Annotated in this window: 9 protein-coding genes and 1 pseudogene; 5 read left to right on the forward strand and 5 right to left on the reverse strand. The window is 37.7% G+C overall.

All coding sequences use genetic code 11. The features are described 5' to 3' along the window. Positions 1–396: 396 nt before the first annotated feature. Positions 397–612: a type II toxin-antitoxin system mRNA interferase toxin, RelE/StbE family gene (locus C9E89_RS13405; protein WP_228199038.1), complete on the reverse strand. Its 216-nt coding sequence runs from the start codon at positions 610–612 to the stop codon at positions 397–399. 117 nt (positions 613–729) lie between these two features. Here C9E89_RS13405 and C9E89_RS13410 point away from each other — a divergent pair. The 3 genes and pseudogenes from C9E89_RS13410 to C9E89_RS23310 form a co-directional block, all read left to right on the forward strand. Continuing rightward, positions 730–1,038, forward strand: a pseudogene (locus C9E89_RS13410) (3'-5' exonuclease); the annotation flags it as partial. Positions 1,039–1,582: 544 nt separating this feature from the next. Continuing rightward, complete coding sequence (locus C9E89_RS13420) at positions 1,583–2,263, forward strand: hypothetical protein (RefSeq protein WP_107008850.1); 681 nt, start codon at positions 1,583–1,585, stop codon at positions 2,261–2,263. Between the two features lie 78 nt (positions 2,264–2,341). Beyond that, entirely contained in the window at positions 2,342–2,485 is a 144-nt protein-coding gene (locus tag C9E89_RS23310; protein WP_171405132.1) for a hypothetical protein, read from the forward strand. 267 nt (positions 2,486–2,752) lie between these two features. On the opposite strand, the gene C9E89_RS13425 is transcribed toward C9E89_RS23310, so the two are convergent. The 4 genes from C9E89_RS13425 to C9E89_RS13440 are packed head-to-tail and all read right to left on the reverse strand — an operon-like array spanning position 2,753 to position 10,756. Continuing rightward, on the reverse strand, positions 2,753–6,019 hold the full coding sequence (locus C9E89_RS13425) for a type I restriction endonuclease subunit R (protein WP_107008851.1): 3,267 nt from the start codon (positions 6,017–6,019) through the stop codon (positions 2,753–2,755). Then, positions 6,019–7,071, reverse strand: coding sequence for a PDDEXK nuclease domain-containing protein (locus C9E89_RS13430; RefSeq protein WP_107008852.1), 1,053 nt, complete (start codon positions 7,069–7,071; stop codon positions 6,019–6,021). Before C9E89_RS13430 ends, C9E89_RS13425 begins: the two co-directional genes overlap by 1 nt. Continuing rightward, on the reverse strand, positions 7,068–8,429 hold the full coding sequence (locus C9E89_RS13435; RefSeq protein ID WP_107008853.1) for a restriction endonuclease subunit S: 1,362 nt from the start codon (positions 8,427–8,429) through the stop codon (positions 7,068–7,070). The genes C9E89_RS13430 and C9E89_RS13435 overlap by 4 nt, the downstream gene beginning before the upstream one ends. Then, on the reverse strand, positions 8,429–10,756 hold the full coding sequence (locus tag C9E89_RS13440; protein ID WP_107008854.1) for a type I restriction-modification system subunit M: 2,328 nt from the start codon (positions 10,754–10,756) through the stop codon (positions 8,429–8,431). Before C9E89_RS13440 ends, C9E89_RS13435 begins: the two co-directional genes overlap by 1 nt. A 434-nt stretch (positions 10,757–11,190) precedes the next feature. Between C9E89_RS13440 and C9E89_RS13445 the strand changes: the two genes are divergently transcribed. Beyond that, positions 11,191–12,246 carry a GlxA family transcriptional regulator gene (locus C9E89_RS13445; protein ID WP_107008894.1) on the forward strand — a complete coding sequence of 352 codons (1,056 nt, stop codon included), beginning with the start codon at positions 11,191–11,193 and terminating at the stop codon, positions 12,244–12,246. A gap of 148 nt (positions 12,247–12,394) precedes the next feature. Further along, positions 12,395–13,342, forward strand: a complete 948-nt coding sequence (yddG, locus tag C9E89_RS13450) for an aromatic amino acid DMT transporter YddG (protein ID WP_107008855.1) — start codon at positions 12,395–12,397, stop codon at positions 13,340–13,342. Positions 13,343–13,357: the final 15 nt, after the last annotated feature.

The raw sequence follows: 13,357 nt of genomic DNA on the forward strand, positions 1-13,357 counted from the left end.
TTGGTTGTTAAAAAAAAATGTTTTTGATCTATCATGCATCATTCAATGATGAGATAAAACGATTTGATAACTTCCAAATGTTTAATTCAAGCGATTAACTGATAATTTCAACCAACATAGAATTTAGAATACTACTCAATATTTATACTAATTAGTCTAAGAATAATGCATTTATCCTAAAAAACGTCTAGCTGATTTTTATTGCTAATACTCCATATTCTTTTAAAGCATATTCCAGAAAAATAAATAATTTTCAGTTAACTTCTACAATTTTTAATAAAAACAGTCACTTTGATGCAGTATCTTATTTTTGAGGATAACCATAGCATTTATTCGGCTTAATATATGAGCCGAATAGAATAATTAATCAACTCATTTTCATCTAGGACATTTCTACTAAATCAGAACAAGATCAGGTTTGATATGGCAATCACTATGCCCTACCCAATGACTCACTAAGGCATAATCTCGGTACTTTTCAGGTAATGCTTTATCAGCTTGCAATAATTCTAAAACATTTTGTAGGACAGCATCTACTTTGGTGAGCATTAAGCGTACCGCATCAGAAATGGTTAAACCCATAGATGCCAGTACTTCTGACTTTTTGTCCAAAACAATTAAGCTATTACTTGTTGAACAAAGTCTTCGATAAGTCCTGTAACTTTGGCTGGTGCTTCAGTTTGCCCTTCTCACTTATGATCTCGATAGCCAACATGGGAGCAAGTCGTTCCCATTGTTTATGAAAAGATGATGACGGCGGACATGTTAATTGCACATAACATGGCGTTTGACTTACCTTTTATTTCTATGGAACTAGCAAGAATTAACCAACCGATACCGAGCAAGGGTGCTTTCTGTACGATGGAGAATGGCAGATGGGCTACATTCAATGGCAAATCGCCTAAACTTAGTGAATTGTGTTTCGCTCTTGATGTAAGTTATGACCAAGCAGCAGCACACGCAGCCGACTACGACGTTGAGGTTATGATGCAGTGTTTCTTCAAGTGTGTGTATCGGGGTGTATTTAAATTAGTTTAGAGAGATAGATACGGAATGAATGCGGATAATACACAGTTGGACATTGACACTCTTCACCATTGCATTGCAATATCGAAATCAAAAAAAAGAGCATGGACAATGATTATGTATTGTGTTGGTCTGCCGTGCATTGTTTGCCTCTTCATTCCGTCAACTTGGCTCTTTGTTATGTTTGCCCTTCCGTTCTTTTTGTTAGCGATAGACTGGAGAGATAAACATGAAAAGGATTTTCAGTTGTTCCTAGAACAAATAATTGCCTATGAGCAGAGTTTGACAGAGCAATTGGAAAAAGATAAAGTAAACACATAGTCTAAATGTTACCTTTTAGATTCTCACGTGCTTGTTGTTCGTTTCGGCTCATTGAAAAATGAGGTAATGACTTGTACGGTATGGTTAAAAGAGGGGAAAGGCGATTGGAGTTAATCTAATCGCCTTTTTCTTTGTCTGGGCAAAAGTATGGCTATGTTGCATTGGAGATTTAAAATCTAAGTTATATTTGATCTAATAATCATAATTGAAATATGTTTGAATTTACGAGTAAGTTATGGCTAAGATTTTTGTTTTAAGTGATAAAGCGGTTCTTAATATCAGAAAAAAGCACCCAGCATTAAAGGGTAAAAAATTAATTGCAAGCGGTCAGTTTTCAGGAGTATTTGAAAGCGATAACCCGAATACCGTTCTTAAACTTTCAATTGATGATATGAGTTATAAATTTTTACTTGGAGAGTCAGCAACGCAAAGTGATTCTCTAGTGAAAGTGGTGAAGGACTACGGGATTGTTGGCGAGTTTGTTACGTCAAAAAATATCTCACCGAGCCTTGTATCAAATCCAATTTCAACTACTGTGCCAATCTTCTTGTATGAGGTTGAGAGACTTCAGAAACTCGATACCAAGGGCGAGAATAGACGCGTTGTAAATCGTCTCTGTAAACGTTTTAGAGAGCTAAATGCGTACTCGTTTATTGACAACCAAGCTGAAAGGTTTGTGATGTGCTTGGTTGATCTATCAAGCGATGATCTTGTTAGCGATAAACCCGAAATGGCTGATGCGTTTGTTCTATTGGCGGAATTTATTAACCAAAACCCCGATTCATTTGCCGATCTTCATACTGGAAATTTTATGCAGCGTGAAGATGGAACTGTGGTTATTTCAGATCCAATCGGTTCAACCGTGATTTTTAATAATCACAATACATTCAGTCCAATACTTGAAAACGCAGCGTAATAATTTTGCCTATGTTCTGTCATTGCTATGCCAATAAGTTGTTGAGAAAATTTAAGCACTAAATAAAAGGTGTTTAATATGAGCGTTACAGTTAATCAAAAAAGTGCTTTAAAAGCAGATTTATTGATGATCACAAAGTTTATCAGTGTTAGACAATTTAGCGCTATTTTTTCAGCAATAAATGGCGAAGAAGGTGCTTTCTTCAAAGACAAGATTAATTAGAACCTGATGTGATACATTATTGTATATACAAATTTGAATAGGGTGAGGGGCAATACTCCCAAAAATTAAACGATTTTAAAAGTAGAAAATTGCCTATTTTTTGAATAAGGATATTTTTTATGTAAAATAAAAAGTATCCATTGATGACTTACTCAACGAATTTTAGCTTTGCTAAAACAACTTAATAACCTTTAATGGCTATGCTGAAATAGCACTGGGGTATCCACAGCATAATGTGTAGATACCTATGCCATAGACAGCAAGGTTTTATACTCCACCTGATAAATCTGATTTTTTATTTACCAACACATCATAAATTACATACGCAAACTGCTTCATTTTGACAGGATCACTCATAAGTTGTGTCATCTGCTCTATATGTGCCGCATTGCTATCTAAGACAGCATCATCAAGTGCAGAGTCAAACTCGCCTAACATCGCTTGTTCACGTGGGTTATTGTGAATCTGTGTCATCATTCGGGTATTTTCAGACATTTTATCAGCAACTGTATGAACATAATTAATCATATCCTGATCACTAAGTTTGTCAGTTACAAAGATCTCATTCACTCGATTGAGTATTACAGACAAAAAATCCTCTTTCTTATCTTTAGGTTTTGCTGTCCCTACATCATTGGCAGGTTCAAGTTTATGTTCGGTGCTATTGGCTTTGAGTTGTATATCCTGCTGACGTAACTTAGACAAGCGGTAATGACTCATTTCTACATTACTCAAGTCAATGACATCCTCATCAGCAATTTGTTCACGCAGCATCGGACGTAAGGTACGTGCATATAGGCTAAGCTTCTCAAGATCTTTATCGTCATAGTCCACAATCTGTGACATAAACTCATAGAAACGACTAAAACTACCCAAATCCTTTTTAAAGATTTCTAAGGCATCTCGGGCTTTTTTAGCATCTGCAAATTCATTTTCTGCATTGGCGATCAGTACTGGCTCATTGGTTCGTTTGGTAATTTCTAAACGATTTTTGGTGACATCATAATCATTCACTGCTTGTTTATAGCGTTGCTCCCAACGTTGCAATGCAGGCTTACAAATATTTGCCACTGCTGCAGGTGATTTATTTTTGGCATAAAAAGCAACGCTAAATTGCTCCACCTCTGTCCATAAAAAAATCCCAACCAATTTCAGTTTATCAAACAGGTCATATACTTGGTCAGGGTTGGATACATCTGCCAATTCTGCGGTTTGGTAATAGGGTTGGAAGGCATCTAAAATGTCTTGTGGTTCATTAAAGAAGTCCAATACAAATGTGCCTGTTTGGGCTTTGCTTGGATAAGTTCGGTTTAAACGAGATAGGGTTTGTACACATTCTACCCCACCAAGTTTTTTATCCACATACATGGCACAGAGTTTAGGTTGGTCAAAGCCTGTTTGGAACTTGTTTGCCACAATCATTACCTGAAAGTCATCGCTATCAAATGCTTTACGCATCTCACGACCTTTCAAGTTCGGGTTCATATTACTTTCAGTAAACTTTTGCCCAATTAAATGACGACTATCCGAATCATTTTCATTAAATTCAACTTCACCTGAGAATGCCACCATTGCCTGAATGTTTTTATATTTATGCTCAGCAATGTATTTATCAAAGGCTTGTTTATAGCGCACAGCTTCTTTGCGTGAACTGGTCACCACCATGGCTTTGGCTTGGTTATTGAGTAAACCCATGACATTTTTTTTAAAATGCTCAATGATCACCGCGACCTTTTGCGAAATGTTGTAATCATGCAAGCGTACCCATTGATTCAGTTTGATCTTGGCTTTTTTAGCATCAACCGTATCGTCTTTTTCTTCAATCTTCTGCTTGAGCTTATAGATAACTTTATAATTGGTATAGTTTTTTAGCACATCCAAAATAAAGCCTTCCTCAATCGCTTGGCGCATCGAATAGACATGGTAGGCTTCAGGTTTATTGGTCTTAGATGGTGGCATACTTGGATCAGGCACACGACCAAAGAGCTGTAAAGTTTTATCCTTTGGGGTTGCGGTAAAAGCATAAAAACTTAAATTATCACTGCCTTTACGTGATGCCATGACTACATCAAGCAGATCTTCTGTCGATAGGCTGTCATCATCCTCACGTGCTTCGAGCATTAAAGTTTCTTTCAATTGACGTGCAGTCGAACCGCTTTGTGATGAGTGTGCTTCATCGGCAATCACGGCATATTTACGTTCTTTCAGGCTTGTGCTGTTTTCAATCGCACGGAGGACAAAGGGGAAGGTTTGAATGGTCACAATAATAATCGGCTGTGCCATTTCCAAGGCTTTCGCCAATTTTTCAGATTTTGAACCATCACCTTCTTTATTGTTAATACGTCCTACCACGCCATCGGCATGTTCAAACTGGTGAATAGTATCTTGAAGCTGTGCATCTAAAATGGTGCGGTCTGTGACCACAATGATGGAGTCAAACTGCTTTTTATTGTTGGCATCGTATAAGCTAGAAAGCTGATGTGCCGTCCATGCAATCGAGTTAGATTTACCCGAACCCGCACTGTGCTGAATCAGGTATTTTTGTCCTGTACCTTCTTTTAAAGAATCCTCAACCAATTGGGTCACCACTTTCCATTGGTGATAACGTGGGAAAATCAGGCTCTCTTCCTTATATTTAATGCCTTCTAATTTTTCTTTTTCTACAATTTGCAGATGAATAAAGCTACCGATGATATTCAGCAAGCAATCAGGTGTTAACACCTCATTCCATAAATAGCCTGTGGCATATTCATGAATATTGTCAGGTACATCATTGCCTGCGCCTTGCTCCTTTGTGCCTTTGTTAAAGGGCAAAAAGTAGGTGCTATCGCCTTGTAAATGCGTTGCCATATAGACGTCATACTGACTTACGGCAAAGTGTACCAATGCGCCACGTTTAAACATCAGCAAAGGTTCAGGCTTATTGGTTTCAGGGTCTTTCGGCAAACGCGTTTTGCGGTACTGTGCCATGGCATTTTGCACCGCTTGCTTAAACTCAGACTTTAGCTCCATGGTTGCCACAGGAAAGCCATTGATAAACAGCACAAGGTCAATCCGCCATTTTTTGGCTTGTTTGCCTGTAGCTTCGAGTTCGGCTTTGTTGGCGTATGGGCTATAGACGAGTTCTGGTACAACACGACAGATGTTTTGCGTATAGCGTTCGTTCAGTTCAGGGTTTAAGCCATGTTCGGGTTTAAACTGACAAAATGAAAAACGACAACCACGAGTACGAATGCCATGACGCAACACGCCCAATGTGCCATAACTACGAGATTGGGCATCGGTGGCATTAATATCGGCTTTTTTTAGTTGTGCTTCGACGGTGTCTAAAAAATGGCGTTCGGTGTCATTGGGGAAAATACCTTTAAACTTTTGCCATTCTTTGTGTTGAGTATTTTGTACAAAGTCCAATAGGTCTTGGGTATAGAGGGCTTTTTCACGGTTATAGCCTGCACCTGAGCCAAGTTGCCAACCGTGCGACTGCATTTGCGCAATGATGTCTTGTTGGAATGCTGTTTCTAAAGTTGCATCCATTATTCTGACTCCCTTTGTGCCAATAAGCGTTGTTTCGCGTGTTCCATTGCTAAATGTAAGCGTTGCTCGAGTATTTCTTTAGGTGGTAAAACCGTCATATATTCGGCGACATGAATACCTGAACTTTCAAGGTCGAGTAATTCAATTTGTTCGTATTTTTTAGAGGTACAGAAAATAATACCAAGCGGTGGATTTTCACCTTCTTCTTGTTCGTATTTGGCAAGCCAGCGTAAATACAGTTCCATTTGGCTTTTATGTGAATGTCTGAATTTTTCAGTTTTTAAGTCAATGGCAACCAGTCGTTTCAGTTTGCGATTGTAAAAAAGCAAATCAATATAGAAATCATCTTCATCGATTTGAATGCGTTTTTGCCGAGCAATAAAACTAAAGCCTGAACCGAGTTCTAATAAAAATTGTTCGATATCTCGTAAAATCGCATCTTCTAAATCTTTTTCTAAATAGCGGTCATTCAGGTCAAGAAAATCTAAAATATAAGGGTCTTTGAGTAAAAGTTGTTGATGAACGACACCCTTATTTTGTAGTTGTGCCAATTCCTGCAAAATGGTTTGCTCAGGTTTTTTTGAAATCGCCGTGCGTTCAAACAGCATTGAGCCTATACGTTCGTCCAAGGTACGTGTAGACCAGCGCTCTTGTACTGCCATTGCAAGGTAAAATTCTCGTTTGATGGCATCGTCTATACTGAGAAGTTGCACAAAATGCGTCCAGCTTAATTGTGCAGTCACTGCCTGCACAATGTTAAGATCGGGAAATAGTTGTGCAAATTTAATCATTTGGGCAAGGTTTCGTTTACTCCAACCTTTGCCGAGTTGTTGAGTCAGGGTTTTTGCCAAGTTGGCGATGACCTGTAGTCCGTACTCTGCTCGTTCACCTTTTAAAATTTCTTGTTGGATACGTTGCCCGACCGTCCAATATAACAGGGTGAGTTCTGCATTGACCGACACTGCTGCACGTTGTTTTGCGCTATGAACAAGGGCAATGATGTCTTGGCTGAGTACGGTACTTTCAACTGTGCTGAGTTGTTGCTGAGTCATGCGCCAAGCTCCGTATTCACCTCATTATTGTTATGGTTTGGGTTTTGCCAATTGCGAACGTCAATCTTGCCTGTCACCGCATAAGAAATAAGCGTTGTACGACGTTCTTGCATCAGTTGAATGGCGGATTCAGCTTTTTTAATTAGACTATTGAATTTATATTTCTGTTGCTGAATGAAATTATAAATATCATCCTGTTCTTTTATTGGAGGAATTACAGCAATAATTTCATTCAAAATACCAATATTAATCACCCCCATAGTTCCACCTCTAGACAGTTGCTCGAACTGTTTAAACACAGCATCACTTTTGAGATATTCTCGAAAGAAATAGGGATTAAATTTATTAGATACTGTTGCTTTTATTAGTCGAGGATTAATAATCCCTTTTTCTGCATTTTCAGGAAAGACAGCAATTTTGCCGAACGTACCCACACAGCTAATTAAAATATCTCTTGGATATACTGCATAACGGCTCAGTTCTATGTAGTTTTTTTCAGAAATGTAGTAATCGCCAATTTCAAAGTCATTTGGAATTACTTGTTCTTGACCATAAACTTTATACCCTTTAGGTACATACATATCCTTTGTGATACTAGAACCAAATGGTCCTGCAATAATGCTTGAGCATACAAACTTAAATCTTGAAACTCTCCAATGCTCAGGCACTTGTCCTAACCATTCCACCCCTGAATCTTTCATTTTTACATCAGGATTTAAACCTTTAGTCACGGCATGGCTAATCACTGCTTGACGCTTTTCTTTAAGCAGTTCAATCAGCTTTTCTTGTTTGGCAATTAGGCTGTCAATTTTTGCGGTTTCATGGTCGAGGAAATTAGCGATATTTTCAGCTTCTTCAAAGGGTAGTTCTATTAAATTTGCATTTCTAATTAATTCTTGGTTAAGAATTTTTGCACCATAGATATTAGTAGATGCATTCTCGATAACAAACTTTGGAAGAACATAATATAAAAAAGATAAGGGTAGCTTACTTGTATCCAAGAATGATGCTATTGCTTCATTGGTATACATATCACAACCAGCAAAAGATACTGCGCCAACAGATAGTTTAAAGCTATACATTAAAGAGCCTTTAGGAGTTATATCCATAGAAGCCTCCAGCGCCGCTTTATCAGAAATCTGTTTCGATGTACTCGTAATAGTTTTCGCTTTTAGATCAGAGATATTTACCCAAAGATTTTCTCCAATAAAATTAGCATCATTTTTAGTTGGTGGTGTCCATCCAACTTGAAATGGTGCTAAATACTTAACCTTACTTACTCGCCAATGACTAGGAATCTCCCCTAACCATTCAACACCTGAATCTTTATACTCAGCATATTTCTGATACTTCGCCATTAAGAATGCACCTCTTGTAGAAGTGCCATAATTTCACGGCTCACCGCATCCAAATCCGCATCAATCTCGCTTAAATCACGTGGCGGTTCATACACATAAAAATGACGGTTAAACGGAATCTCATAACCCACAATGCCAATTTCAGCATCTTGCGTATCACGCTTATCGGCATTGATCCACGCATCAGGCACATGCGGTTGCACTTCACGCTTAAAGTAAGACTCAATTAAATCAGTGGTGCTCACATTTGGATTTAAAGCAATGTTTTCCGCATCACGTAAATCACCATCTTGCACAAACTCAACCACTTTGCCTTTATAACTAAACTGACCATACAACGGATGTTCTGTGCCTTTAACAACCTTATTCACCACAGGTTCAGCATCTGCATTTTTCCATGTAATGGCATCAATAAATTGCTTTTTCTCTTTGGTTTCAAGCTTAATGTTGGCATCTTTTAAGGCTTGCTTGAGGACATCATCAAAAGTATTAAAGTCATCAAACTGCGCTGTGCCAATCTTACCTTGTAGGGCTTGGGCTTTATCGAGTAAATTGCATTGCTCTAACCATAGTTTTGGCTCAAGTACAGTTTTAATATCTTTTTCTTTTAACTCGCTAAATTCAGCTTTAATCAGCGCACGAATTTCGGCTTCATACTCAGCCAACTGACCATAATTGTCCGCTGTCCATGTATTGCCATAATCGTCATACAACTTTTGCATGACGGCATTAAATGGCTTTGGTGCAAAACGTAAACTTGCTATACGCTCACCATTCACCTGAGCCGATAAACGTAATGGACGCTCAATGGTCACACGGCGGTAGCCAAACTCATAACTGTTAAAAATTTTACTTGAGAATGTTTTCGCTGTTTCAGTTTTAGGACTGGCAGCTTGACGACCACGGTTCGATTTTACATCGGCAGGTTTATCCAGCTCTCGGGCATCCATAACGTCAAAATTGCCATAGGTACGCGTAATGAGGGCAATATCGTCTTCGCTCATTTCATTACGTTTTGAGCCTAAAGACTTACGCATTTTGCTATACAGATTTGTACCATCAATCAGTTGTACTTTGCCTTTGCGCTCGGTTTCTTTTTTATTGCTCAGCACCCAAACATAAGTCGCAATCCCCGTGTTATAGAACATATCAGTCGGTAGCGCGATAATCGCTTCTAATAAGTCAGCTTCTAAAATATAACGGCGGATTTCACTTTCACCACTGCCTGCACTGCCTGTAAATAATGGTGATCCGTTGAGGATGATCCCGATACGGCTGCCTTGTTGATGCTCGGTATCAGGCTGACGCATTTTGCTAATGAGATGCATAAGGAACAGTAATGAACCATCTGAAACACGGGGTAAACCTGCACCAAAACGACCTTCGAAGCCTTTTTGATCATGTTCGTCTTTAATATCTTGTTCGATCTTCTTCCAATCTACCCCAAATGGCGGATTAGATAACATGTAATCAAATTTGTCATAAGCCAATTGGTCACTAGACAAGGTGTTACCCAGTTTAATATTGGCAACCGTCTGCCCTTTGATCAGCATGTCAGCTTTACAGATGGCGTATGACTCAGGGTTTAACTCCTGACCATAAACTACAATAGAAGCATCGGGATTATGCTCACGTACATATTCTGTCCCTGAAGATAAAAACCCACCTGTCCCCGCTGTTGGGTCATATACCGTGCGGATAATACCTTCTTTCGTTAAAGCATCATCATCTTTACCGAACACTAAGCCCGTCGTTAAACGCACAATATCACGTGGGGTAAAATGTTCCCCTGCTGTTTCGTTTGACCCTTCAGCAAAACGACGAATCAATTCTTCAAACACCAAACCCATTTCATGGTTTGAAATATTTGAAGGGCTTAAATCAATTTTAGGGTCGGAATAATACTGCACCACTTTGTACAGCAAGTTAGCATCATCAAGTAAACCCAAAAACTCTTCAAACTTAAAATGTTCAAAGATTTCACGAGCATCTAAAGAAAAGTTTTGAATATAATTGATTAAATTCGCACGAATATCTTTTTGACCTAAACTGCCTAAGTCAAGTTCTGATGTATTAAAAAATGATAAACCTTGAGTTGCTTTAAGCAACATTTTCTCTTTGGCTTCTTCAGGCAACGGCATTTGTTTAATTTTTTCATTGGCTGCCAATACCTGTGCCTTTTGTGGTGCAAAAACACATTCCAAACGACGCAACAAGGTAAATGGTAAAATGACACGCCCGTACTGAGATTGTTTAAAATCCCCACGTAAAAGATCAGCGACTGACCAAATGAAGGCTGCGACTTGAGAAAAGTTGTTGTTTGTCATAACGCTAACAGGGTTCCTAAATTTTGATCAACTTGCATGCAGTATCTAGGCAATACTCATGCCGTTTACAGTCATACTAAATTTTTTTTAACTATTGAGAATATAATACATTTTTATTGGAAATTCTTATATTTCTTGCGGAATGAACATTATTGCGACAACAATCGTTTCAATATCACTGATCAATCAAGGTTTATAGTCACATCCCCCCTCTACTAAGCGCTTCTTCTCATACAAAGGGATAAATTGCAAAATCATCATTCTGTAAATAACAGCAGAGATTAATGATAAATATATTTAAAAATTCTTTTTAAATTACATTCATTTAATTTTTAAAAAATTAAAATTCTTCCACTTTTTTTGTTATTGTATCTATAATTAAGAACAGAGTCTCAATGACTCACTGCTCTAAATGGATATTGACAGTGAAAAATATGAAGAACTCGTCTTCCCATGCTTATGATGAAGCATTTCCGTCTGAAGAAAGTCTTTCCTCAGTGCATCCAGATTTACGTGTTGGATTTATTTTGATGAATAAATTCACCCTAGCACCTATTTCTGGCTTTGTTGAATCTCTTAGATTTGCAGCAGATAAATCTTTTCGTAGTTTGCAAATTTATTGCAAATGGGACTGGATGACCTTTAATGATGCACCCGTTACTGCAAGTTGCGGACTCTCCGTTAACCCTACAACCTTGCTTAATGTAAAAGCTTTAAAAGAAAATTATGATTACATTGTCATTGCAGGGGGGTTACTCACAGAAACACGAAATCCGCCAGAACATGTATTAGAAATACTCAACGAAATACACAATGCTAAAATACCGATTATTGCCTTTTGTTCAGGCTGTTTTGTTTTGGGAAATGCAGGGCTTATGGATGGTCGAAAATGTGCCATTCATTTCACAACCAAAGAAGAGTTTTCAGAAAGATTTCCTAAAGCAATCACAGTGGTGGATAAAGCTTATGTTGAAGACCAAGGTATTTTTACTTGCCCCGGTGGAACAGCCATAGATTTAGCCGCAGATTTAATACGACGTCATTGTGGTGATATTCGCGCACAAAAAAGCTTAGAGTATTTACTGATTAATGCTGATAAACACATTATGAACGAAAAAGAAGAGATACTTTTAGATAGCCCAACAACCTATGAAAATAGTATTGTCTCTAAAGCAATCTCTTTCATGAGTGAAAATTTAAGTGCGCATGTTACATTAAAAGAAGTAGCGGAACATGCCAGAACCAACCCAAGACAACTACATCGTGCCTTTTTATCGAGTACGCATGAACCACCATCAAATTATTGGCGTAAACTAAGACTAGAACATGCGAGAAAGTTACTTGCCAACACAAATGCCTATATCACCAATATCGCCATTGAATGTGGTTTTTCTGATGCTTCTCATTTTATTCTTTGGTTTAAAAAACAATATGGAGAAACACCTTTTACGTATAGAAAGCGTCGCCACGAGATAGAAAAACTCAAATAAAAATATTGTAATTAAAAATGCGATATTTTATATAAATTGTCCGATATAACCTATTTTTTGATCTTAACTTCTTTTAACCTGTCAAGCTTCATGCTTTTTCTATCTCCTGTTAACAACTCAGTTAATGATTTGAGTTATTCAACTTTTTATGTCAAAAAATTTAGCAACATTGATTGGTTTAAGTGCCATTCTCATGTGGGCATCTATGGTCGGTCTTGTAAAACATATTACTGCCGAAATTGGTCCAGATATGGGTATTACGCTGATTTATACTTTCAGCGCAATACTCTTACTTATTATTTTTAGAGTTCCAAATTTTAAGTTAATTTCTAAAAAATATTTAATTTTAGGGACGGCTCTATTTATTGCTTATGAGCTTTGTTTTTCATTTGCCATTGCTTATTCCCAAACAGCTCAACAAGCAATTGAGGTGAGTATTGTGAATTATCTCTGGCCGAGTTTAACAGTTTTAGCCTTTGTCATTTTTAAAGAGTTAAAGTTTAATTTTATAATTATCTTAGGCTTACTTATCTCAATTTCAGGCATTATTTTTATTCAGACTGGATCTGGTGATTTCAGTCTAAATAGCGTTATCAATAATTTTTACAGTAACCCTTTGAGTTATGTTTTAGCCTTTGCAGGCGCTATTATTTGGGCTTTTTACTGTGTATTCACCAAGAAAATGAGCAATGGACAAAATCCAATTTCTATTTTCTTTATCTGTGTCGCACTAACCTTATGGATTAAACTATTGATCACAGGTCACACAACGCTACCCTCTATAGATTTAGCAACATTGATCTCTTTAGGTCTTGCTTCGGTCGCAATCGGATTAGGTTATGCTGCATGGAATGTGGGTATTATTCATGGAAATATCACCATATTGGTTGTTGCCTCTTATTTTACTCCGATCATTTCATCGCTTTTAGCCATGTTCGTTTTAAAAACCCAATTGTCTTTAAGCTTTTGGCAAGGCACTGCGTTGGTGACAGCAGGTTCTTTTATTTGCTGGATTTCTACAAACTGGTCAGTGGTTCGACCTTTCATTCAAAAGGTCACTAGAGAAATTCACTATTTATTTACATCTAGTCGTTAAGCACTAACCCGTTTA

The sequence above is a fragment of the Acinetobacter sichuanensis genome, assembly GCF_003024515.2.
Taxonomy (GTDB): domain Bacteria; phylum Pseudomonadota; class Gammaproteobacteria; order Pseudomonadales; family Moraxellaceae; genus Acinetobacter; species Acinetobacter sichuanensis.